Here is a 22,289-nt window from a genome sequence, read left to right as displayed (position 1 = left end):
TCGCAGTAGTCGGCCGATCGGTCGTGCGGGACTCGATTGAGTCACCGCGGTCGCGGACAGGCAGAATGAAACATTGTCGGTTAGCCCGAGCGAGCGACGTGGTCATTCGTTGTCGAGGAGGTCAGTCGAGGTGTCCCAGCCCGAGCTCAACGGAATCGTGGCGGTGGACGGGCCGTCCGGAACGGGCAAGTCCACGGCGGCTCGTGGACTCGCCCACGCGCTCGGCGCTGCTTACCTGGATACCGGCGCGATGTATCGAGCGGTGACACTGGCCGTGCTGCGCGCCGGGGCGCCGCTGGACGACGCCGCGGAACTCACCCGCGTCGCCCGTGACGCGCATCTGGTGATGCGCACCGACCCCGACTCTCCCGGAGTGTCGCTGGACGGAGCCGACGTACGGGGGGAGATCCGCGAGCAGGAAGTCACCAAGGCGGTTTCCGCCGTCTCGGCGGTTCCCGAGGTCCGGGAGCTTCTGGTGCGGCGGCAGCGCGCGCTGATCGACACCGCGACACGTCCCAGCGGGGGAATCGTGGTCGAGGGACGTGACGTGGGCACCGTCGTAGTGCCCGAGGCGGGTCTGAAGGTGTACCTGACCGCCTCGGCGGACGCCCGGGCCCACCGCCGCACCGCCCAGGACGCGGCCGAGGGACGCCCGGCGGACCGCGACCTGGTGCACGCCGACGTGCGACGCAGGGACACGCTCGACTCCAACAGGTCCGTCGCGCCGCTTCGAATGGCCGAGGACGCGGTTTCGCTGGATACGACCGAGCTCTCGCTGGAACAGGTGCTGCGGCGGTTGCACGAGTTGGCAGCCGCCCGCGGGCTGCTGGTCACCAACGAGCGAGCCGGACGATGAGGGCCGGCGGGAGTCACTCGCAGCGTGACCACCCCACTACGGGTATGCTGCCGGAGGGCAGCTCACCCGGTTTGCGCCGGTTCGGCCGGTGCCTCGGCCGGGTCGTGCTGCGGATGTCGTATCGAATCCGCGTTCGACACGGTGAGCGGGTCCCCACGACCGGCCCCGTGGTTCTCGTCGCCAATCACAGCTCCCTCGCGGACGGTCCGGTGTTGTTCGGGACGCTGCCACGTGGTGCGGTGTTCCTGATCAAGCGGGAACTGTTCCGCGGCCCGCTCGGCTGGACACTGTGTAAACTGGGTCATCTTCCGGTTCGTCGTGATGCTCCCGATCGCGCGGCGTTGTCGGCCGCGGTGCGGATACTTCGTTCCGGCGGGGTGATCGGGGTGTTTCCCGAGGGCACTCGAGGCGGAAGCGTGGCCGAGGCGCGGCACGGCGCGGCGTGGTTGGCCCGATCGGCGGGGGCGCCGCTGCTGCCGGTCGCGTGCCGGGGTACCGCTCGTGAGAGCGGGCGACGGTTCCGGTTCCGACCGAGGGTGGACGTTCTCGTCGGCAGACCCGTCCGCCTGCCGGAGCAGCAGGGCAGAGCGGGGCTGGCCGCGGCGACCGAACGCGTGCGTACCGAGTTGGTCGAGTTGCTCGCCGAACTGGACGGCCGAACGACCGACTCCGACGAACCAGACGATGATGTGAGAGGGAACGAAGCGTGAGCGAAGAGCCGTTTGCCGACGCCGCCGAGGGTGCCGGCCTCGACGGCACCTGGTCCGACGAGACGGACTGGGCCGACTACGATCACCTGTTCGACGAACTCGACGAGGATTCGGGAACCGAACCCGGCCGTCCCGTCCTGGCGGTTGTGGGCAGGCCCAACGTCGGTAAGTCCACCCTGGTGAACCGGTTGCTCGGCAGCAGGCAGGCCGTGGTCAAGGACACTCCGGGGGTCACGCGGGACCGGGTTACCTACGACGCCGTGTGGAGCGGGCGCGCGTTCAGCGTCGTCGACACCGGTGGATGGGACCCCGATGCCGACGGCATGTACGCCAGTGTCACTTCACAGGCGGAGATGGCCATGTCGGCAGCCGACGCGATCCTGTTCGTGGTCGACGCCAACGTGGGGGTCAGCGGCACCGACGAGGCCGCCGCGAAGGTGCTGCGCCGGTCCCGGCGGCCGGTGATCGTGGTCGCCAACAAGGTCGACGACCAGGTGGCGGTGGCGGGTACGGCCGAGCTGTGGTCCCTCGGGCTGGGGGAGCCGCACCCGGTGAGCGCGCTGCACGGTCGCGGGTCTGGTGATCTGCTCGACGAAGTGCTGCGCGTGCTGCCCGAAACCCCGCGGGAACAGCTGGGGGGCGCGGCGGGACCGCGACGGGTGGCGCTGGTGGGCAAGCCCAACGTCGGCAAGTCCAGCATGCTCAACCGTCTCGTCGGTGAGCAGCGTGCCGTGGTCGACGAGGTGGCCGGTACCACCGTCGATCCCGTGGACTCGCTGGTCGAGCTCGACGACGAGGTGTGGCGGTTCGTGGACACCGCCGGGCTGCGCAAGCGGGTCAAGACCGCCGACGGCACGGAGTACTACGCCTCGCTGCGCACCAAGGCGGCCATCGAGGCGGCCGAGGTTGCCATCGTGCTCATCGACGGTTCCGAGCCGCTGACCGAGCAGGACCTGCGCATCATCAGCATGGTCATCGAGTCCGGTCGGGCGCTGGTGATCGCCTACAACAAGTGGGACATGGTCGACGACGACCGCAGGCGGAGCCTGGAGAAGGAGATCGACCGCGATCTCGTCCGAGTACGCTGGGCCGAGCGGGTGAACGTGTCGGCCCAGACCGGCCGTGCGGTCGCCAAGCTGGCACCCACGCTGCGGACAGCGCTCGAATCCTGGGACCAGCGCGTCTCCACCGGCCAGATCAACTCGTGGTTGTCGGACATCGTCGCGGCTCATCCACCGCCGGTCCGGGGCGGCAAGCAACCCAAGATCATGTTCGCCACCCAGGCGCACGCCCGGCCACCGACACTGGTGTTGTTCAGTTCGGGCTTCCTGGAGGCGGGCTATCGCCGGTTCCTGGAGCGCAAGTTCCGCGAGGCGTTCGGTTTCGCGGGCAGCCCGGTTCGCGTGGTCGTACGGATCAAGGAACGCAAGAGCTCCCGCTGAGCACCGTCCGCTTCGGCCGGGATCGGTATCGGGTAGCCTCCCCGAAAGCCCGGCACCCTGTCCGAGTTCTCCGAACGACAAGGTGCGAGATATGCGTAGTCTGCCGTTGCCCGAAGGGGGCGAGCTGCCCGTGCTCGGGCAGGGGACCTGGGGTATGGGAGAGCGCGACGCGCGACGTGCTGCCGAGGTCGACGCGTTGCGCCACGGGCTCGACTCGGGGATCCGGCTGATCGACACCGCCGAGATGTACGGCGGTGGCGGTGCCGAACAGGTCGTGGGTACCGCGCTGCGGGGCAGGCGGGACGAGGCCTTCGTGGTTTCCAAGGTGTTTCCGCACAACGCCGACCGCGGCGGTACCGTGGCGGCCTGCGAGCGCAGTCTGCGGCGGCTGGGAACGGACCGGCTGGACCTGTACCTGCTGCACTGGCGGGGTGCCACGCCGCTGGAGGAGACCATGGCGGCGTTCGAGTCGCTCCAGCGCAGCGGCAAGATCCGCTATTTCGGGGTGAGCAATTTCGATCCGGCCGACATGAGCGAGCTCTTCGTGACCGAGGCAGGCCGCCGGGTGTCCACCGATCAGGTGCTGTACAACCTCACCCGCCGTGGCCCCGAGTTCGACCTGTTGCCCTGGTGCCGACAACGGAACCTGCCGGTGATGGCTTATTCCCCGATCGAACAGGGCAGGTTGCTCGACGACCCGGTGCTCGGCGAGCTGGCCGCCGAGCGCGGTGTCACCCCCGCGCAGCTGGCGCTGGCGTGGGTGCTGCGGCAGGACGGGATGTGCGCGATCCCGAAAGCGGCGACCGTCGAACACGTCGACCACAACCGGGCGGCGGTCGAGCTCTCGCTTTCGGACGAGGAGTTGGCCCGACTCGACGAGCGGTTCCCGCCACCCGGTGGTCCGACACCGCTGGAGATACTCTGACGGAGTTTTACCGGTTCGCGCTTTCCCGGTTCGCGTGACGAGGCGGTTCGGCGCGCTGCTCCGCGAATGACCCGAGGCGCCGCCACCGGAAGCACCGGATCCCCCGTCGGGGGCACGTAGCCGCTCACCGGCCGCGTGCCCCCGACGGGGTACCGCCGAGCGCTCGCCGCGGCGAGTGGGCCGTCACTCGACCGGAGCGGCAGCCTCCGAAGAAGCCGTGGGCAGCCCGAGAGCACGGCGCAGGAAGTCCAGCTGCAGCAACAGCAGGTTCTCGCTCTTGCTCTCCGATGTCGGCATGTGGGTCACGCCGGGCAGTGGCAACAGGGTGTGCGGTCTGCCCGCCGAGGTCAGCGCTTCCGACAGCCGCAGCGAGTGCGCGAACACCACGTTGTCGTCGACGGTGCCGTGCACCAGCAGCAGCTCCCTGCGCAACTCGGGAGCCATCCGCAGCAGCGAGTTCGCCGTGTACGTCTCGGGATCGCGGTTCGGGTCGCCGAGGTAGCGCTCGGTGTAGTGCGTGTCGTAGAGCCGCCAGTCGCAGACCGGTGCGCCCGCCACCGCCGCGTGGAACACGTCGGGGCGGCGCAACACCGCCAGCGCCGCCAGATAGCCCCCGAACGACCATCCCCGGATCCCCACCCGATCGAGATCCAGATCGGTGCGCTCGGCGGCACACGCGTGCAGCGCGTCCACCTGGTCCTGCAGCGGTGGTCCGGCCAGATCCCCGGCCACCGCCCGGTCCCAGTCCGGACCGCGTCCCCCGGTGCCCCGGCCGTCCGTGACGAGCACGGCGAATCCCTGCTCAGCGAACCACTGCGGCGTCAGGTATCCCTGCTGTCGTCGCAGTACCCGCTGTGCCTGCGGACCCCCGTAGGGGTCCAGCAGTACCGGCAGCCTGCCGTGTTCCGGGCGATGTCCGTGCGGCAGCAGCAGCGCGGAGCACAGCTCGCGGGCACCGAGTCGCAGTAGTTCGACGCGCGGCGTGATCGTGCTCGTCTCGGCAAGCGAGGTGATCTCGGCGATCGGTTCCTCTTCGCGGAATACCCGCACGGTGCCGTGCAGCCGCTCCACGCCGCTGGAGGACAGCACGGTCACCGGGCCGCCACGGGTGGCACTGTGCACCCCGTCCTGCTCGGAGACCCGCCGCGCGCCCGCTTCGGTCACCCGGTAGACGTGCACCTGGGTGGGATCCTCCGCCGATGCCGACACCAGGACGTCGGTGGGGCCGATGTCCAGAATCGCGCGGACCTGCAGCGCGGGGCCGGTCCAGTCGTCGCCGTCGACCAGGAGCCGGTAGGCGCCGTCGATCGCGCTGATCCGTGCCAGGCCGCCGCCCGGGGTCCAGGCGGGCCAGCCGGTCTTGATCTCGATCCAGTGCGGATCGGTCTCGCGATGCAGCTCCGTGGTTTTCCCGGTGTCGGGATCCACCGCCAGCACCAGTTGGCTGCGCTGGTCACGGCTCTGCACCGCCAGCAGTGGTCGGCCGTGTTCGGACCAGTGAGCCGCCACCAGGTAGGGATGGGCGTCGCTGTCCCAGCGTACGGGAGTCCGTTGTCCGAACTTCGCGTCGTCTACCCGCAACAGCTCCAGGGTGACCGCGGCGTTGGCCTCCCCGGCGGCGGGATACGGCATCGTTCTGGGGGGCCGTGCCGGATCGGTGGGGTCCGCGAGGTTCCACTGCGCCACTCCCGACTCGTCCACCCGGGCCGCCAGGATCGTCGTACCGTCGGGCGCCCACCAGTAGCCGCGGCTCCGGCTCATCTCCTCCGCCGCGATGAACTCGGCGCAGCCCCACTGGACCCGCTCGTGTTCGGGCTCGACCAGCGCCCGGTCACCGGAACCGTCGAATCCGATCACACGCAGCCCGCCCTGCGAGGTGTAGGCCACGCGCGTGCCGGTGCCGTCCGGCCTGGGATCCGCGGCGGGGTAGCGGGCGGGCAGCCTGCGGAGCAACCCGCTCTCCGGTTCGGCCACGAACAGCTCACCGGAGAGGGTGAAGGCCACCCGGCGGGCACTGTCGTCCACCGCGTAAGCCGTGATCCCCGAGGCCCGCTCCCGGAGGCGTTCCCGGCGGGCCAGCTCCGCCGCCGAGGTGGTCCCGGTGTCGTCGAGCTGTGCGGGATCGGCCACCCGGTGCTCCGCGCCGGCGCCGGTGTCCAACATCCACAGTGCGTTGCTCCGGTCGGTACCGCTCGACGACCGCAGGAACAGCACCCGTTGCCCGTCCGGTGCGACGGTGAAATTTCGTGGGGCGCCCAGACTGAACCCCTGGGTCCGGGCGCTGTGACGAGGGAACGTATCGGCTGCGGTCATGCCCGCAGCTTGTCAAAGGTGTTCGAGTGCGTGACCGGGTGGTCCACCGACGACCGCCCGTGTTCGGTTGTGCACCGTTGTGGCGATGCGTCCACGCATCGCCACAACGGTGCCGCGGTCAACCGATCACCATCCCCGCGATGGTGGCACTCATGAGGTTCGCCAGCGTTCCCGCCAGCACGGCTCGAATGCCGAGTTGGGCGATCAGCGGTCTGCGACTGGGAACCAGCCCGCCGAGTCCGCCCAGCAGGATTCCCAGCGAGCTGAAGTTGGCGAATCCGGTCAGGGCGAAGGTGATGATCACGGCGGTGCGTTCGGTGAACGCGCCGGACTCCGCCATGGGGCCGAAGTCGGCGAAGGCGACGAACTCGTTGAGGACCAGCTTCTGCCCCAGGAAGGTCCCGGCCTCGACGGCTTCGTTGAGCGGGATCCCGATGGCGACCATGACGGGCGAGAAGACATACCCGAGAATCTGCTGGAAGGTCAGGTTCTCCAGGCCGAACAGGCCACCGAGCCCGCCGATGATCAGGTTGAGCAGCGCGATCAGCGAGATGAACGCGAACAGCATCGCTCCGACGTTGAGGGCGAGCTTGAGACCGTCGGAGGCTCCGACCGCCGCGGCGTCGATGACGTTGCGCGGCTTTTCCGGCTCCTCCTCGTGCGCGGTGTCCGCACCCTCGGTACGTTCACCGTCGTCGGACTCCGTATCCGAACCGGAGGAAGCTGCGCCGGAGTCCGTGCCGGTTCCCGTCGTCGTGGCGGCCACGGCCTCGTCGCTGTGGGGCTTCTCGGTCTCGGGAACGATGATCTTGGCCATCAGGAGACCGGCCGGTGCCGCCATGAAACTGGCCGCGATCAGGTACTCCAGTGACGCTCCCAGCAGCGAGTAGCCGACGAGCACCGTTCCGGCCACCGTGGACAGGCCGCCCGCCATCACCGCGAAGAACTCCGAGCGGGTCATCCTGGCCAGGTACGGCCGGATCACCAGCGGTGCCTCGGTCTGCCCCACGAAGATGTTGGCCGTGGCGTTGAGCGATTCCGCCTTCGTGGTCCCCAGCAGTTTCTGCAGTCCGCCACCGATGATGCGTACCACCCACTGCAGGATGTGCCAGTGGTAGAGCACCGCGCTCAGCGAGGCGATGAACACGATGATCGGCAACACCTGGAAGGCGAACAGCGTGCTGCCCTCATCCAGCAGACCGATCAGCGGCCCCACCATGAAGTTGATGCCCTCGTTGGCGGAGTCGATCACCTTGCCCACACCCGCGGCGACCGCCTCCAGCGCCCGCTCTCCTGTCTCCCAGCGCAGCACGAGAACGGCGAAAATCACCTGGATCGCCAGTGCTCCCAGTACCGTGCGGGGCCGGATCGAACGTGGGCTGGTCGACAGGGCCACCGCGATCAGCAGCAGCACCACCATGCCGCCAATACCCCATAGCACGTGCACGAGCATCGTCCTTTCACACCGTTCGGTCCGCTCGGCGGTTTCTCGCCCTGCGCGGACCGGAACCGGCGACGCCACGAATAATTTGGTCGCCGAATATTGGCATGCCACTGATCACCGCGACAGCCCCGGAACCACTTCGTTTCTCCCTGGAAACGAACTCTTCCGCTCGACGGAAACCACTTCGGGGTGCCGAACGGAAGTTCGGGCTCCGGGCTTTACCCGCTCACAGCCGTGCCCGCCGGTGCCGCTGTCTGAAGTGATCATCGCCGAGGTCGGGGCGCTGACCTTCCGACACGCGGGTGCGGTCCGCCCACGGGGACGCGGCCCCAGCCGGGCAGTGACCGGAGAGGGGAAGCGTGCCCCTTCCGGGCCGGGTACGGACTCGGACTGCCCCGACCGGCTCAGCGATGCTGATCGACGGTGGCGGCCAACTTGCGAATGAACACGAACACCAGCGGAAACAACCCCAGAATCGCCCAACGCGCGTCATCGAGCCACAGCCACAGCAGCAGCCCGAGCAGCAGGGCGAGCAGCCCCGTCCGTACCGACCAGTCCACAGCGGCACGTCGTAACCGGAGCCACACCAGGCCGGCGGCGGATATCAGTATCCCGGCGAACAACCAGTCCCAGTGCAGCGTGAACATCGCCACGAGCAGCCCCACGGCGGGGCCTGCCGCCGTGATGTAGATGTCGTTGCGGGTGATGGTGGGCTTCTTCATCCGGCTGGGTCCTTGCCTCGCCGCGGTCGCGACGCGTGTTGCTGCCGGTCCGATCCATTCCCGTTCTCGCGCTCCTTCGGGAACCGGTACCGGGGCGGTGGAAATGCTTGCCGAGAGAGTCTACGACGGCCCTGAACGGAATTCTCGGGCGTGATCACCGCTGCTCGTCGCCGGTGACGGAAGCCCGCACGTCGAACTCTCGGGTGCGGCGCCCGTCGTGATCAAGGATTGGTCTCCTCCTCGACCCAGGACAGGTACTGCTCGTCACCCGTGACGATCGGCGTGACGATGATCTCGGGCACGTCGTAGTTGTGCCGTGTTCCCAGGTGTTCACGCAGCTCGGTCACCCGCTCCCGGGTGGTTTTGATCTGCAACTGCCATTCCTGCTCGTCCTGCACACCTCCTTGCCAGCGGAAGAAGCTGCGGATCGGCACGACCTGTACGCACGCACCGAGTCGGGCCCCGACCACACCACGAGCCAGCTCGGCGGCGGCGTGTTCGGAGTCGGTGGTGGTGACAACCTGCACGTATTCGGTCATGCCGTCAGGTTAGCGAGTGGCTTCCCACGGATGATCCCACCCGTCGAAGTGCTCGGCACGGTTACGGATCCGACCGGCGGGTGTCGGCTTCCGTCCGACTGGGTAGCCGTACGGCGGAACAGTCGTGCGGGGCGGTACGGGAGCGCCGTGCTCCCCGGACACCCCGCGAGTCACGAGAGGATCGTCATGACCGATGCCGACGAACGTCGGGTGAACAAGGCGTTGCAGGGATTGGAGTTCCCGGCGGACAAGGCCGAGCTGATCCGATACGCCGAGGACCGGGAGGCCGACCCCCGCACGCTGCGCGCGTTGCGGGCGCTGCCGGACGGCACCTACGGGAACAGCGACGAGGTGGAGCGAAGTGTCCCGCAACGTCCGGAACAGGAGACGCCCGGGAGATGAGCCGTCCGCTCCACCCGGCACGCCGAGTAGGAGCCGCGTTTCGCTTCGGCGCGCCACGCCGGAACGATCGACAGGGGTGGTCCCGGCCGGGGTGATCAGTCGGGAGATGATCCTTCTGGTACAACTCCCGCACGGGCACGACACCCGGTGACCGTTGACGAGCAGCGTTGAGGAGGGCTCGATGCCCGAACTGTTGTCGCAGGACACGATCGAGAACAGGCTCGCCGAACTCGGGGACTGGCAGTACCGGGACTCGGCGGTGCACAAGACCTGGAAGCTCAAGGGGTTTCTCACCGCGGTCACCTTCGCCAACGCGATCGCCCATCTCGCCAATGAAGCCGACCACCACCCGGATCTGTCCGTGCACGACTACAACCGACTGACCGTGCGGATCACCACCCATTCGGCTGGTGGGGTGACCGAGAACGACCTGACGATGGCCGAACGGATCGAGTCGCTGCACCGGGATTCCTGATCCCCTGGATCAGGCCGCACGAACGATTCCGAACGAACCACTCCGATGACCGCCGACCCGGGTCGGTCGGGCCCCGAGCGTGCGGGGCCCGACCGTACTCCGGAGGGCGGCCTCGGCCCCTGTTTCACCAACGTGTGATCACCAGGTGGTTGATCAGCAGCGCCAGCACTGCCTGCGCTGTCAGCCACCAGCGGTGCTGTCCCCGTGGCAGCACCGCGCAGGGCACCGCGAGCCACATGGTGAACGGTAGCCAGATCCGCTCCACCTCCGCCTTGCTCATCCCGGACAGATCCGCGGCGGCTATCGCCACCAGCGCCGCGACCGTGAGCAACCGCGCCCCGAGCTCCAGACGACGTGGTGCCGTCGCCAGTCTCCGCAGGCTCGCCAGAACGGCGGGGCCCGCGACGAGTACGACGCAGGCAAGGTTGGCCCACACGAAGTAGCTGTACGGTCGGGTGTCGGCGATGCCCTGGTAGTAGCGGATCCGGACGAGTTCGTATCCCTCCAGCCACCAGAAGCCGTGCACGGTGAACAGCACCACTACCACCACGAAGCCCGCGACCGCGAACAGGATCGGCCGCAGTCTGCGCGTCAGGGCCAGCACCACCAGTGCGAACAGTCCGGCCAGCACGAGCCCGTACGACAAGTAAAGCGTGAACCCGAGCAGCAGACCGCTCGTCAACGCCACCAGATCACCCAGTCTGTCGCCCCGTGTGGTCCCCACCGCGAGCAACGCGATCCCGCACGCCGCGACCCCGGCGAACATCGCGTCGGCGCTGACGCCCATCCACACCATGCCGGGCAGCAGTACGCCGAAGGGCAGCATCGCCCGGGCGACGTGTTCCTCGCCCAGTGCGCGCAGCGTGCTCGCGATGGACAGCACGGTCGTGGAGCCGACGAGCATGCACATCACGGATGCCGCGATTCCACCGCCGAGGCCGATCCGGTCCATCCACACGAACACCATCAGCGCACCCGGCGGGTGTCCGGACACGTGCACCGCCCATGAGCCGGGCTCGAGCAGGATTCGTTCGGTGAACCCGCTCAGCATCGACGAGACCGTATCCACCCGGTCGATCTCGGCGAGGTAGTTCTTGGGGTTGGACAGCTTGGTCACGACACCGAAGTCCCAGCCCTCGATCATGGTCAGGCTGAACATCCAGCCCAACGTGACCGGGTAGGTGACCGCCAGCAGTGGTCCCCAGCGCAGCCGTGCTGCCACGGTCGGCCCCGCGATGATCACCAGCAGCGCGAGCAGGATCGCGGGCACCGTTCCGGGGCCGGTGTGCGGAGCCCAGCTGGCGAACAACGGCGGCAGGTCCAGGTAGATGTCGACCCCACGCGCCAGCAGCCGTTCGCCGACCACCCAGGCGCGCCATACCAACAGTGCCCCGCCCAGGATCACCAGTAGATCGCTGAGCGGTGAGAGCAGTGCACGCCAGGAAGGACGTACGTGCTCCGTCGACGGTGACTGGTTCAACTCGGTCATTACTTTCGAAAGATAGACGGCCCGGAATTCTTCTCACGAACCGGAGGCCGGTCGGGACTCACCGTGCTCGCGAGGTGTCCACGACAGTTGTCGACGGTGATTCGGAACGGAGACGGTGCCGGTCCGGTCGTAAGTGGCACGGAGATCTCATATTGTCGTATGCGGTGGTGTCCGGTGGTCCTCGGTACCCGCGGCACAGTGCGCCCGAAGTCCTCGGCGTGCTCGAACGCGACGGTCCGAAGTGGTCAGAACGCGCACAACGCGCCAGGTGAACCGTTGTGTCCGGGGGCGAACGCCAGGGGAGCGACGAGGTGTTCCGCAAGACCGTCCGGATAGGGCAGCGAGGACGGTGCGCAGCTGTGCAGCACGAGCCGCGGAGCGAGGTGCGGCAGCCGTGATGCCACGTGCACGGCCTGCAGCCCGCCGAAGCTCATGCCCACGGTCGCGGTCGCGGCTGTGATCCCAACTCCCGCGCACGCCTCGGCAACCGCGGGTACGAACTCCGCGGCGGTGAGATCGCCGACAGCGGTGCGGCCGTAACCGGGTCGTGAGAACGCGACCACCCGGTACCCCAGCTCGGTGTAGAGGAAGGATTGCTGCCACAGCGTCGTGTTCCACTCGAACAGCTTCTCGCCACCCCAAACGTCGTTGACCAGCACATCGAGCCGCCCATACTCACGATCGATCCGCTCGGTCAGTGCCCTGACCTGTCGCTCGTCCAGGTGGTCGACTTGGACGGCGATGCCGTGACCACCGGACCGAGTGACCAGTTCGGCGGTCTCCTCGATCGTCTCCGGGCGGTCGTACTCCGAACGCCGCTCACGAGTGCTGCGCCCCGTGACGTACACCGTGGCTCCGGCGGTTCCCAGCTCCACCGCGATCGCTCTGCCCGCGCTGCGGGTGGCTCCGGCGACCAGTGCCGTGACTCCATCCGGCCGTGCCCGCAGCCGTTCGCTCCAGATGCGTCGTCGATCGGTCACGGACAACCGTTCCAGGGACTCGACGGGGAGCAGCCCCGCGTAGGCGACCCGCCACGAGGCCACGTGGATCTCCCCGAGCACGTGAGCGTCGTGCATCCGCGCCGGACGGATGTTCACTGTGGCGGTCGGCACGCTCCCGAGCCTCCCACCGCCGAGGAGCGATCCCGGCCCCGTTTTTGAGCAGGGGTTGTCAGCAGGTGGCGGAGCAGGACCGGCGTGGTGAGCACGACCACGAACCCACACACCCCGGACCAGCCGAACAGCTCGTATACGTGCGACCCGATCCACGATCCGGCGCTGCCGCCCAGATAAGCGCACGTCATGTAGGCGGTGTTGAGCCTGCTCCGTCGCTCGGGACGCAGCGTGTATACCCGGGCCTGGTTCGCGACCATGCCGCACTGCATCGCCACGTCGAGCAGTAACGTGCCGATGATCAGAGTGATCAGACCACTCCTGTCGCCGTGGGTGCCTCCGGCGAGGACCGCGGCCGAGACGAGTACGCCGAACATGCAAACGAGGTTGACCGGACCGGGACCCCGTCGATCCACCCAACCTCCGGCGAGCGGCGTGCAACATGCGGTGACACCGCCGACCAGCGCGAACAGCCCTACCGCCGAAGTCCCCAACCCGTAGACCGGTCTCGTCAGCAGGATCGCCAGAGTGGTCCACACTGCCGAGAAGCCGGCGAACACGGCTGCTTGGTAGAGGCAGGAGCGACGCAGCTCCGGTTCGGTGAACAGCAGGCGCAGCGATTCCGCCAACAGTGAGGGGTAGCGCTCTCGCGACTGCGGACGTGTACGGCAGCATCCGTGAGAGAACGGCCAGCAGGACGAATACCAGCACGGCAGCCGCCAGGTACGGAACTCGCCATCCGAACCATTCGCCGAGCGTGCCGCTGAAAGCACGGGCCAGGATCATGCCGCCGACCGAGCCGCTCAACAGGGTGCCGAGCACAGCCGCCCGGCGTTGGTCCTCCACCAGCCCCGCTGCCAGTGGACCGATCACCTGTGCCCCTACCGTGGTGAGTCCTACCAGCACACTGCCAGCGACCAGCAGCGACAGGTTTCGGGCGCATCCAGCGAGTAGCAGGCCGAACCCCGTGAGACCGAGCAGAGCGAGCAGAAGCCGCCGGTGCGGAAGGCGGTCCCCAACGGGACCAGCAGGAAGATCCCACCCGCGTAGCCGATCTGTGTGGCCGACACAGCCAGCGTCGCCCCGTCCGACGAGGTGCGCAGTCCGGTGGCGATCAGTGGGACGAGCGCCTGCGGGAAGTAGATGTTGCCCACGGCCACGCCACAGGTCACGGCCAGGACGAACAGCATTCGGCTGCTCATCTCGGCCCAACCGTTCGTCGGTGACTTGACCGGGCGGAGTGGACACGCGACTCCGCCTCCCGAGTTCTATTCGGGACGGAGCGGGCAAGGTCTTCCGGCCGGGACGTTCGAGTGGCTGGAACTGACCGGCCCGTACCGAGACAGTGCTCGGTGGAACCGATGGAGCTCGTGTGAATTCCGGGTGGCACGCACGGTAGTGCAACGTATCGACCGTTCGGGGAGAAGCGATGTAGCTTACGACTTAATGATCAGTTTCGTACTGGGGGTCGAGGATCTGGCGGACACGCGCTTCGTCATCTCGCCACTGCACGAGACGCTGCTCAGCCTCCGGGTGCTTCAGGATCCGAGGCTTTCCCCGCTGCACCTTCCGTGGCGCGTGTCCGCACTCGCCGAACTCGACACGTTCGATCTCGAGCTGCTGCTTTCCCTCGTCGCCGTGAGACGTACGTTGCCGGAATTCCGTCTGCGCGGCCCTGTGGCGGTTCTGGAAAGCGGCCATCGAACCGAATTGGCCCAGGATGCGGCTGTTGCTGGAAGCCGACATGACCCACCGTGCGAGACAGTTGGCCACGGGAGGCGCTCGCCTGCTGTTCGCGGGTATGCACCCGAATCTGCGATGGCGGGAGGGGGTGCTGCACATCGACAGGATGATCAGCGGACACAGCGTCGCCGCTTCCGGGCGGGGATTGTTGCTACTGCCGTCCGTATTCGCCCACAAGCCCGCGCCGCCGGTCACTCCGGACGAGCCGCCCTGGCTGGTGTATCCCAGCAGGGGAGTGGCCACGCTCTGGTCCACCGAGCCCCCTGCTGACACGGCCGTCCTCACCCCGTTGCTCGGCGCTCCCAGAGCCAGGTTGCTCGCACTGCTCGACGAGCCGACACCCACCGTCGAACTCGCCCGGCGTCTCAGGATCACCGCGAGTGCCGTGTCCCAGCACCTGCGCGTGTTGTACGACTCGGGACTGCTCATCCGGATACGTGATGGACGGCACGTGCTGTACCGGCGCAGCTCCATCGGTGATCGGCTGCTCGAAGGCAGCCGGTCCGACTGAACGGCTCCGCTCCGCCCCTGCACGGAGGTGAAGGCCGTGCGGCGAGTGACCGCTACCGCCAGCTAGTAGCGAGACGGGACGTTCCGCGGGCCTCGGCTGCGCCGGGCTCGCCTCCGGATTCGCGGTTACGGCACGTCACGGGCGAGTAGCCGGCGTGACCGAGCGGTTCAGCAGCTCCGCTCGGTGCGACCACCGTGCGTGTCGTGCTGCCAGAGATGGGTGCAGCTGGGGCACTGCAGATACAGCAGGGTTCCGGAGTTGGACAGCAGGTACTGCCAGTGGTCGCTGCAGGAACGTCCGAGCAGGCATTCCGAGCAGTCCTGCCCGTGGTGGCAGTGGGGGCAGTCGATCCAGGCCCGGCGGCCGATGTCGGCGAACGGGTCAATCGGCATGCTCGCCACCGATGCCCTCGGGAAGCACACCCGCCCGAACCAGTTGCTCGTAGACACCGCGCTGCCAGTCGTCGAGCCCGGAGTACAGCAGCGCGTGGGCCTCGCGCTCGCCGCGCAGCTGCTCCGCTGGATCCCAGTCGTCGCCCAGGGCCCGCGTGATCTCGGCGCGCCGTCGCATCTCTTCCGCGCCGAGATCGATGTTGAATTCCAGCTCGGTGGAATTGTCACCAGCGCTCATCTGATCACTTTCTCGTGCTGTCCGGCCGGCCGTCGCGCAGTCTGCTGTTCGGTCCGGAAACGCGCAATGAAATGGCTCACTTCGTTCACGCGAGGGTTGTCACAATTGTTATCGCCGGTCAGCGGCGGGGTTTGCCCGTTGCTGAGGTCGCGGGTGCCGCCTCCTCGGGTGTTTCGCGGCCTTCGGTGACCGCGTGTCGACTTTTCGGCTTCCCCGTTCCGGGGAGCCGATCTCGTCACCGGGCGGTATCCGCTCGGAGGGAGTTCAGTCCCGCTCTGCAGACGCTCCTCACAGTGTGCGGCCGTGTCAGCGCCATCATTTGTTTGTAATCCCTGTCGTTTCAGTGTCGAGTGAAATAAAATCGGCCGTATGGACGTCGCCGGGTATCGTGGTGAAAGCACAGCATCGTGAAGGCGGGCAATCCCCGTAGTGGTTCTTCCGAGGTTGTTCCGGTCCGACGGTGACCCCGTTGTCCGGTGCTCGAAGTGTGTGCGCCGCTACGTTTCGCGATCATGCTGTCCCAGACTCCGGGAGCGGGACCCGCGGGTGTAACACGTGTTACTTACTCGTAGTCGTGCAACTCGGAAATCTGTATAGTTCCGCAAACTGACCAAGAGTGCAACGGCGCATCCTTCTTGTCAGCTCCGGAGAGGTTTCTACGATCTCGTCCCCACTGTTCGCGTGGCTGAGGTCGTTGCCTGACGACGGGAGGATCCGAATGCCGGTTTCCCAGAATGCGAGAGGTCGGACGCAACGGGGCGCCGACGTCGAGGGTCTCTACGACCCTGCCAACGATCACGACGCGTGCGGTGTGGCGCTCGTCGCCGATATGGCCGGCCGCAAGGATCACGCGATTGTGCGGAACGCGCTGACCGCGCTGCGCAACATGGAACACCGGGGCGCGAAAGGCGCCGATCCGGACACCGGTGACGGGGTGGGAATCCTGACCCAGGTGCCGGACGCGTTCTTGCGCGAGGTGGTTCCGTTCGAACTTCCCGCCGCCGGTGGTTACGCGGTGGGTAACGCCTTTCTTCCGGACGACGAAGCGGGCTGCGAGCAGGCGGTGGCCGCGATCGAGCGGATCGCGGCGGAAGAAGGGCTCGAGGTACTCGGCTGGCGGACCCTGCCGGTCGATCCCGGTTGTGCCGGTTCGTTGGCCCGGGGAGTGATGCCCAGGTTCCGCCAACTGTTCGTCGCCGAGTCCGACGACTCCGCCGTGGCCGGGCAGGATCCCGTCATGCGGCTGGAACGCCGTGCGTTCTGCCTGCGCAAACGCGCCGAGCACGACACCGACGTGTACTTTCCGAGCCTGTCGGCCCGCACCCTCGTCTACAAGGGGATGCTGACCGAGACGCAGCTCGACGCGTTCTTCATCGACCTCACCGACGAGCGATTCAGCAGCGCCATCGGCCTGGTGCACTCGAGGTTCTCCACGAACACCTTCCCCTCGTGGCCCCTGGCGCATCCGTACCGCTACATCGCGCACAACGGTGAGATCAACACCATGCGCGGCAACCGCAACTGGATGCGCACCCGCGAGAGCATGCTCGACACGGACCTGATCCCGGGCGACCTCTCGCGGCTCTACCCGGTCGCCACGCCCGACGCCAGCGACTCGGCCACCTTCGACGAGGTGCTGGAGCTGCTCCATCTCGGTGGGCGCTCGTTGCCGCACGCCGTGCTGATGATGATCCCCGAGGCGTGGGAGAACCACACCGAGATGGATCCCCAGCGTCGTGCCTTCTACGAGTTCCACAACAACCTCATGGAACCGTGGGACGGTCCCGCCCTGGTGACCTTCACCGACGGCGCACAGGTGGGGGCGGTGCTCGACCGCAACGGGCTGCGGCCCGGCCGCTACTGGGTCACCCACGACAACATGCTCGTGCTGGCCAGCGAGACCGGTGTGCTCGACATCGAGCCGCAGCGGGTGGCGCGCAAGGGCAGGTTGCAGCCGGGCAAGATGTTCCTGCTCGACACCGAGCGGGGACGCATCGTCGACGACGAGGAAATCAAGGGCGAGCTCGCCGCGCAGCACCCCTACCGGCAGTGGCTGGACGACGGGATGGTCCACCTCGAGGACCTGCCCACCCGTTCCCGCGAGGTCCCGCCGCACTCCTCGCTCGTGCAGCGCCAGCAGTTGTTCGGATACACCGAGGAAGAGGTCGACGCGCTGCTCAAGCCCATGGCCTCCGGCGGCGCCGAACCCGTCGGCTCCATGGGCAACGACGTTCCGCTCGCCCCGCTCTCCGAGCGCCCGCGCCAGCTGTTCGACTACTTCACCCAGCTGTTCGCCCAGGTCACCAACCCGCCGCTGGATGCCATCCGCGAGGAACTGGTCACCTCGCTGAACACCCACGTCGGTCCCGAGCACAACCTGCTGGACACCGACCCGCAGGCCTGTCACCAGCTGGTGCTGCCGTTCCCCGTGCTGGACAACGACGAGCTCGCGAAGTTGATCCACATCAACGACGACGGTGACCGTCCCGAACTGCGCTCGGTGACCATTCACATGGTCTATCGCGCCGCCGGGGGAGGTCAGGCACTCCGGCAGCGGTTGGACGAGATCTGCCGTGAGGTCTCCGAGGCGGTGGCCGACGGTGCGCGCATCATCGTGCTCTCCGATCGTGGCGCCGACGCCGAGTACGCGGCGATCCCCTCGCTGTTGCTGACCGGGGCGGTGCACCACCACCTCGTCCGGGAGAAGAGCCGCACCCACGTCGGGCTGGTCGTCGAGGCCGGTGACGTCCGCGAGGTGCACCACGTGGCCCTGCTGGTCGGCTACGGTGCCGCGGCGGTCAACCCCTATCTGGCCATGGCCAGCGTCGAGGATCTCGTGGCGCGCGGCGAGGTCTCCGGGGTGGATGCCAAACAGGCGACCAAGAACCTGATCAAGGCTCTTGGCAAGGGGCTGCGCAAGACCATGTCCAAGATCGGGATCTCCACGGTCGCCTCCTACACCGGAGCCCAGATCTTCGAGGCCATCGGACTCGGTGAGGAGATCGTCGACCGCTGCTTCACCGGCACCACCTCGCGGCTCGGCGGTATCGACTTCGAGACCCTGGCCACCGAGATCGGTCAGCGGCACCGCAGGACCTTCCCCACCGACGGGCTCAAGGCTCACCACCGCGAGCTGGCCGTGGGCGGGGAGTACCAGTGGCGCCGTGAGGGCGATCCGCACCTGTTCAACCCCCACACGGTGTTCAAGCTGCAGCACTCCACCCGCAGCGGCCAGTACGACATCTTCAAGGAGTACACCAACCACGTCGACGAACAGTCCGAGCGACTGATGACGTTGCGCGGACTGCTCAAGTTCCGCGAGGGCGCGCGCGAGCCGGTCGACATCGACGAGGTCGAGCCGGTCTCCGAGATCGTCAAGCGGTTCGCGACCGGTGGTATCTCCTACGGCTCGATCTCCAAGGAGATGCACGAGGTTCTCGCGGTGGCGATGAACCGGCTCGGTGCCAAGTCCAACACCGGTGAGGGCGGTGAGGACGCCGATCGGTTCACCGTGGACACCGACGGGGACTGGCGTCGTTCGGCCATCAAACAGGCCGCCAGCGGTCGGTTCGGGGTCACCAGCGAATACCTGGTCAACTCCGACGACATCCAGATCAAGATCGCCCAGGGCGCCAAGCCGGGCGAGGGTGGCCAGCTGCCCGGGCACAAGGTCTATCCCTGGATCGCGGGCACCCGTCACTCGACGCCCGGGGTGGGGCTGATCTCGCCGCCGCCGCACCACGACATCTACTCCATCGAGGACATCGCACAGCTGATCTACGACCTCAAGAACGCGAACCCGCGGGCTCGGGTGCACGTCAAGCTGGTCTCGGAGGTCGGTGTCGGCACGGTCGCCGCGGGAGTGAGCAAGGCACACGCCGACGTGGTGCTCATCTCCGGCCACGACGGTGGTACCGGTGCCTCCCCGTTGTCCTCCATCAAGCACGCCGGTGCGCCGTGGGAGCTCGGGTTGGCCGAGACCCAGCAGACGCTGCTGGCCAACGGGCTGCGCGATCGGATCGTGGTGCAGACCGACGGTCAGCTCAAGACGGGCCGCGACGTGGTCCTCGCCGCGCTGCTCGGCGCCGAGGAGTTCGGCTTCGCCACGGCTCCGCTCGTGGTTTCCGGCTGCGTCATGATGCGGGTGTGCCACCTGGACACCTGCCCGGTGGGTGTGGCCACGCAGAATCCGGAGCTGCGCGCCAAGTTCGACGGCAGGGCCGACTACATCGTCAACTTCTTCGAGTTCATCGCCCAGGAAGTGCGGGAGCACCTGGCCGCACTGGGTTTCCGTTCCATCGAGGAGGCGATCGGGCACACCGAGATGCTCGACACCGATCCGGCCACCCGGCACTGGAAGACCGAGGGCATCGATCTCTCGCCGATCCTGCACGTGCCGGAGGTCGCCGAGGGCTCGGCCAGGCACTGCACGGGCAAACAGGAGCACGGCCTGGAAAAGGCTCTGGACAACACCCTGATCCAGCTCAGCGAGGGTGCGCTGTCCGAAGGTACTCCGCTGCGGCTGGAGCTGCCGGTTCGCAACGTCAACCGCTCGGTCGGCACCATGCTGGGTTCCGAACTCACCCGTAAGTGGGGCGGTGCGGGACTGGCGGACGACACCATCCACATCACGTTCACCGGGTCGGCGGGACAGTCCTTCGGTGCCTTCCTACCGCGCGGTATCACGCTGCGGCTCAACGGCGACTCCAACGACTACGTCGGCAAGGGGCTTTCCGGCGGCCGGGTCGTGCTGCGACCACAGGACGACGCGGCCTTCGCCGCGGAGGACAACGTGATCGCGGGCAACGTGCTGCTCTACGGCGCCACCGGCGGCGAGATGTTCGTGCGCGGTGTCGTCGGTGAACGTTTCGGGGTGCGCAACTCCGGAGCGCTGGCGGTCGTGGAAGGCGTCGGCGATCACGGGTGCGAGTACATGACCGGTGGTCGGATCGTCGTGCTCGGTGGTACGGGACGCAACTTCGCGGCGGGCATGTCCGGTGGTATCGCCTACGTGCTCGATCCGCGTTCCGATCGGATCAACCACGAGATGGTCGATCTGGACTCGCTGGATTCCGACGATCGCGGCGAACTGTACGAGCTGATCGAGAAGCACCACCACGAAACCGGATCCACCGTGGCTCGCGATCTGCTCGTCGACTGGGACACCGCCGCGGCACGGTTCGGCAAGGTGATGCCGAAGGACTTCAAGCGCGTTCTCAATGCCAAGGCCGATGCCGAACGCGACGGCCGCGACGTCAACGAGGCGATCATGGAGGCCGCTCATGGCTGACCCGAAGGGCTTTCTGACCACGCCGCGCGAGACGCCGCGGCGTCGGCCGGTCGACATCCGGCTCAAGGATTGGCGTGAGGTCTACGAGGAGTTCTCCAACCAGCAGCTGGAGCAGCAGGCGGGCCGCTGCATGGACTGCGGCATCCCCTTCTGCCACCAGGGCTGCCCGCTGGGAAATCTCATCCCGGAGTGGAACGACCTGGTCTGGCGGGAGGACTGGCGCGGCGCCATCGAACGGCTGCACGCGACCAACAACTTCCCCGAGTTCACCGGCACGCTGTGTCCGGCTCCGTGTGAGGCGGCCTGTGTGCTGGGGATCAACTCGGACGCTGTGAGCATCAAGCAGGTCGAGATCGAGATCATCGATCGGGCCTGGGAAGAGGGCTGGGTGCGGCCGGAGCAGCCTGCGGCCGCGACCGGCCGCACGGTGGCCGTGGTCGGCTCCGGCCCGGCCGGGCTGGCCGCGGCGCAGCAGCTCACGCGTGCCGGGCACCGGGTGATCGTCTACGAGCGCGCCGACCGGATCGGCGGGCTGCTGCGTTACGGCATCCCCGAGTTCAAGATGGAGAAGTTCCGGCTCGACCGCAGGCTCGACCAGATGCGGCAGGAAGGCACCGAGTTCCGTACCGGTGTCGATGTCGGGGTGGATCTCACCGTGGAGCAGCTGCGTTCCGAGCACGACGCCGTGGTGCTGGCGGGCGGTTCCACGATGTCCCGGGAACTGCCCATCACCGGCAGGGAACTGGGCGGTATCCACCAGGCGATGGAGTACCTGCCGCCCGCCAACCGGGTGCAGCAGGGTGACCTGTCGCAGTCGTCCATCAGCGCGGCGGGCAAGAACGTGGTCATCATCGGTGGGGGTGACACCGGTGCCGACTGTCTGGGAACGGCGCATCGTCAGGGTGCGGCGTCGGTGACCCAGCTGGAGATCATGCCGACCCCGCCCAACGAGCGGCCGGAGAACCAGCCCTGGCCCACCTACCCGATGCTCTACCGGGTTTCCTCGGCACACGAGGAGGGTGGTCAACGCCTGTTCTCGGTCAACACCCAGGAATTCCTCGGTGATGAGGACGGGAACCTGCGTGCGTTGCGGCTGGTCGAGGTTCGCAAGGAGAACGGCAAGTTCGTCCCGGTCGAGGGCACCGAGCAGGAGTTGCCGTGCGAGCTGGTGCTGTTGGCGATGGGTTTCGTCGGTCCGGAACGTGCCGGCATGGTCGACGAGCTCGGTGTCGAGCTCGACGCCCGTGGCAACGTCGCGCGGGACCGTTCCTTCATGACCAGTGTCGACGGTGTGTTCAGCGCCGGTGACATGGGACGCGGTCAGTCGCTGATCGTCTGGGCCATCTCGGAGGGCCGTTCCGCCGCGGCCGGTGTGGATCGTTACCTGACGGGGCGCGACGCGCTTCCCGCTCCGATCGGACCCAATGATCGTCCGTTGACCTGACACCGGAAGTGGGGCTGTCCACGTCGGGCAGCCCCACTTCGTCTCACTCGTTCGGCGCAGTCCCACGATGATTTGATCATACTTTTTCGTTCCCGTTTTACACGTTCGGTTCCGTGGAGTGGAATGCCGTCGCGTTTTTTCGGATACACAGCGTGAACCGGTCGTTCGAGATGGTGTCGGGTTCTCGTTGTTCCGTTTTCAACGATGAAATCGCCGGTCAAAACGTTTATGCCGTAAAAAGC

18 protein-coding genes and 2 pseudogenes are annotated in these 22,289 nt (G+C 67.5%); 9 read left to right on the top strand and 11 right to left on the bottom strand.

Annotated features, from left to right (window positions below; all coding sequences use genetic code 11):
• Window positions 1-130 precede the first annotated feature (130 nt).
• The 4 genes from cmk to BM394_RS20485 all read left to right on the top strand — a co-directional run bounded on the left by cmk (window position 131) and on the right by BM394_RS20485 (window position 3,933).
• Window positions 131-856, top strand: a complete 726-nt coding sequence (cmk, locus tag BM394_RS20500) for a (d)CMP kinase (RefSeq protein WP_092981092.1) — start codon at window positions 131-133, stop codon at window positions 854-856.
• Window positions 853-1,566 carry a lysophospholipid acyltransferase family protein gene (locus BM394_RS20495; RefSeq protein WP_092981090.1) on the top strand — a complete coding sequence of 238 codons (714 nt, stop codon included), beginning with the start codon at window positions 853-855 and terminating at the stop codon, window positions 1,564-1,566. Before cmk ends, BM394_RS20495 begins: the two co-directional genes overlap by 4 nt.
• Entirely contained in the window at window positions 1,563-3,008 is a 1,446-nt protein-coding gene (gene der / locus BM394_RS20490; RefSeq protein WP_092981088.1) for a ribosome biogenesis GTPase Der, read from the top strand. The genes BM394_RS20495 and der overlap by 4 nt, the downstream gene beginning before the upstream one ends.
• Before the next feature lie 91 nt (window positions 3,009-3,099).
• On the top strand, window positions 3,100-3,933 hold the full coding sequence (locus BM394_RS20485; protein ID WP_092981086.1) for an aldo/keto reductase: 834 nt from the start codon (window positions 3,100-3,102) through the stop codon (window positions 3,931-3,933).
• Between the two features lie 183 nt (window positions 3,934-4,116).
• Here the strand turns inward: BM394_RS20485 and BM394_RS20480 are convergent, their stop codons facing one another.
• The 4 genes from BM394_RS20480 to cutA form a co-directional block, all read right to left on the bottom strand.
• A complete protein-coding gene (locus tag BM394_RS20480; protein WP_092981083.1) occupies window positions 4,117-6,246 on the bottom strand; it encodes a S9 family peptidase in 2,130 nt (709 codons plus the stop codon).
• A gap of 118 nt (window positions 6,247-6,364) precedes the next feature.
• A complete protein-coding gene (locus tag BM394_RS20475; protein ID WP_092981080.1) occupies window positions 6,365-7,699 on the bottom strand; it encodes a nucleoside transporter C-terminal domain-containing protein in 1,335 nt (444 codons plus the stop codon).
• A 395-nt stretch (window positions 7,700-8,094) separates the two neighbouring features.
• A complete protein-coding gene (locus BM394_RS20470; RefSeq protein ID WP_092981078.1) occupies window positions 8,095-8,412 on the bottom strand; it encodes a hypothetical protein in 318 nt (105 codons plus the stop codon).
• Window positions 8,413-8,633: 221 nt separating this feature from the next.
• Window positions 8,634-8,951, bottom strand: coding sequence for a divalent-cation tolerance protein CutA (gene cutA, locus BM394_RS20465; RefSeq protein WP_092981076.1), 318 nt, complete (start codon window positions 8,949-8,951; stop codon window positions 8,634-8,636).
• Between the two features lie 186 nt (window positions 8,952-9,137).
• Here cutA and BM394_RS20460 point away from each other — a divergent pair, with 186 nt between their 5' ends.
• Both BM394_RS20460 and BM394_RS20455 read left to right on the top strand, forming a co-directional pair.
• Window positions 9,138-9,353, top strand: coding sequence for a DUF2795 domain-containing protein (locus tag BM394_RS20460; protein WP_092981166.1), 216 nt, complete (start codon window positions 9,138-9,140; stop codon window positions 9,351-9,353).
• A gap of 181 nt (window positions 9,354-9,534) precedes the next feature.
• Window positions 9,535-9,828, top strand: a complete 294-nt coding sequence (locus BM394_RS20455; protein ID WP_092926811.1) for a 4a-hydroxytetrahydrobiopterin dehydratase — start codon at window positions 9,535-9,537, stop codon at window positions 9,826-9,828.
• 124 nt (window positions 9,829-9,952) lie between these two features.
• On the opposite strand, the gene BM394_RS20450 is transcribed toward BM394_RS20455, so the two are convergent.
• The 5 genes and pseudogenes from BM394_RS20450 to BM394_RS23435 all read right to left on the bottom strand — a co-directional run bounded on the left by BM394_RS20450 (window position 9,953) and on the right by BM394_RS23435 (window position 13,631).
• Window positions 9,953-11,317, bottom strand: a complete 1,365-nt coding sequence (locus tag BM394_RS20450) for a hypothetical protein (RefSeq protein WP_217643634.1) — start codon at window positions 11,315-11,317, stop codon at window positions 9,953-9,955.
• 245 nt (window positions 11,318-11,562) lie between these two features.
• Entirely contained in the window at window positions 11,563-12,429 is an 867-nt protein-coding gene (locus BM394_RS23445) for an SDR family NAD(P)-dependent oxidoreductase (protein ID WP_245780341.1), read from the bottom strand.
• Complete coding sequence (locus tag BM394_RS23440; protein WP_245780340.1) at window positions 12,411-13,058, bottom strand: MFS transporter; 648 nt, start codon at window positions 13,056-13,058, stop codon at window positions 12,411-12,413. Before BM394_RS23440 ends, BM394_RS23445 begins: the two co-directional genes overlap by 19 nt.
• 94 nt (window positions 13,059-13,152) lie before the next feature.
• Window positions 13,153-13,410: pseudogene (locus tag BM394_RS23820) on the bottom strand (MFS transporter); the annotation flags it as partial.
• Window positions 13,326-13,631, bottom strand: a complete 306-nt coding sequence (locus tag BM394_RS23435; protein WP_245780339.1) for a hypothetical protein — start codon at window positions 13,629-13,631, stop codon at window positions 13,326-13,328. The gene BM394_RS23435 and the pseudogene BM394_RS23820, both read right to left, overlap by 85 nt.
• Window positions 13,632-13,875: 244 nt before the next feature.
• On the opposite strand from BM394_RS23435, the pseudogene BM394_RS23815 reads away from it, so the two are divergent.
• Window positions 13,876-14,683, top strand: a pseudogene (locus tag BM394_RS23815) (ArsR/SmtB family transcription factor).
• A gap of 167 nt (window positions 14,684-14,850) precedes the next feature.
• On the opposite strand, the gene BM394_RS20430 reads toward BM394_RS23815, so the two are convergent.
• Both BM394_RS20430 and BM394_RS20425 read right to left on the bottom strand, forming a co-directional pair.
• Window positions 14,851-15,075, bottom strand: a complete 225-nt coding sequence (locus BM394_RS20430; RefSeq protein ID WP_092981074.1) for a hypothetical protein — start codon at window positions 15,073-15,075, stop codon at window positions 14,851-14,853.
• Window positions 15,065-15,313 carry a DUF6400 family protein gene (locus tag BM394_RS20425; RefSeq protein ID WP_092981072.1) on the bottom strand — a complete coding sequence of 83 codons (249 nt, stop codon included), beginning with the start codon at window positions 15,311-15,313 and terminating at the stop codon, window positions 15,065-15,067. Before BM394_RS20425 ends, BM394_RS20430 begins: the two co-directional genes overlap by 11 nt.
• Before the next feature lie 718 nt (window positions 15,314-16,031).
• Here BM394_RS20425 and gltB point away from each other — a divergent pair.
• Together gltB and BM394_RS20415 are read left to right on the top strand one after the other, a co-directional pair.
• On the top strand, window positions 16,032-20,603 hold the full coding sequence (gene gltB, locus BM394_RS20420; protein WP_092981068.1) for a glutamate synthase large subunit: 4,572 nt from the start codon (window positions 16,032-16,034) through the stop codon (window positions 20,601-20,603).
• On the top strand, window positions 20,596-22,047 hold the full coding sequence (locus tag BM394_RS20415; RefSeq protein WP_092981066.1) for a glutamate synthase subunit beta: 1,452 nt from the start codon (window positions 20,596-20,598) through the stop codon (window positions 22,045-22,047). Before gltB ends, BM394_RS20415 begins: the two co-directional genes overlap by 8 nt.
• The last annotated feature ends 242 nt before the right edge of the window (window positions 22,048-22,289 follow it).

Source organism: Actinopolyspora lacussalsi subsp. righensis, from assembly GCF_900116555.1.
In the GTDB taxonomy this organism is placed as follows: Bacteria; Actinomycetota; Actinomycetes; order Mycobacteriales; family Pseudonocardiaceae; genus Actinopolyspora; species Actinopolyspora lacussalsi.
Note: the sequence above shows the minus strand (reverse complement) of the source record. Positions and strands in the feature narration are given on the sequence as shown.

Excerpts from the sequence above, each read along its gene's own strand:
- BM394_RS20495 (WP_092981090.1), top strand. The coding sequence starts at position 853 with ATGAGGGCCGGCGGGAGTCACTCGCAGCGTGACCACCCCACTACGGGT.
- BM394_RS20485 (WP_092981086.1), top strand. The coding sequence starts at position 3,100 with ATGCGTAGTCTGCCGTTGCCCGAAGGGGGCGAGCTGCCCGTGCTCGGG.
- BM394_RS20480 (WP_092981083.1), bottom strand. The coding sequence starts at position 6,246 with ATGACCGCAGCCGATACGTTCCCTCGTCACAGCGCCCGGACCCAGGGG.
- BM394_RS20475 (WP_092981080.1), bottom strand. The coding sequence starts at position 7,699 with ATGCTCGTGCACGTGCTATGGGGTATTGGCGGCATGGTGGTGCTGCTG.
- BM394_RS20470 (WP_092981078.1), bottom strand. The coding sequence starts at position 8,412 with ATGAAGAAGCCCACCATCACCCGCAACGACATCTACATCACGGCGGCA.
- cutA (WP_092981076.1), bottom strand. The coding sequence starts at position 8,951 with ATGACCGAATACGTGCAGGTTGTCACCACCACCGACTCCGAACACGCC.
- BM394_RS20460 (WP_092981166.1), top strand. The coding sequence starts at position 9,138 with ATGACCGATGCCGACGAACGTCGGGTGAACAAGGCGTTGCAGGGATTG.
- BM394_RS20455 (WP_092926811.1), top strand. The coding sequence starts at position 9,535 with ATGCCCGAACTGTTGTCGCAGGACACGATCGAGAACAGGCTCGCCGAA.
- BM394_RS20450 (WP_217643634.1), bottom strand. The coding sequence starts at position 11,317 with ATGACCGAGTTGAACCAGTCACCGTCGACGGAGCACGTACGTCCTTCC.
- BM394_RS23435 (WP_245780339.1), bottom strand. The coding sequence starts at position 13,631 with ATGAGCAGCCGAATGCTGTTCGTCCTGGCCGTGACCTGTGGCGTGGCC.
- BM394_RS20430 (WP_092981074.1), bottom strand. The coding sequence starts at position 15,075 with ATGCCGATTGACCCGTTCGCCGACATCGGCCGCCGGGCCTGGATCGAC.
- BM394_RS20425 (WP_092981072.1), bottom strand. The coding sequence starts at position 15,313 with ATGAGCGCTGGTGACAATTCCACCGAGCTGGAATTCAACATCGATCTC.
- gltB (WP_092981068.1), top strand. The coding sequence starts at position 16,032 with ATGCCGGTTTCCCAGAATGCGAGAGGTCGGACGCAACGGGGCGCCGAC.
- BM394_RS20415 (WP_092981066.1), top strand. The coding sequence starts at position 20,596 with ATGGCTGACCCGAAGGGCTTTCTGACCACGCCGCGCGAGACGCCGCGG.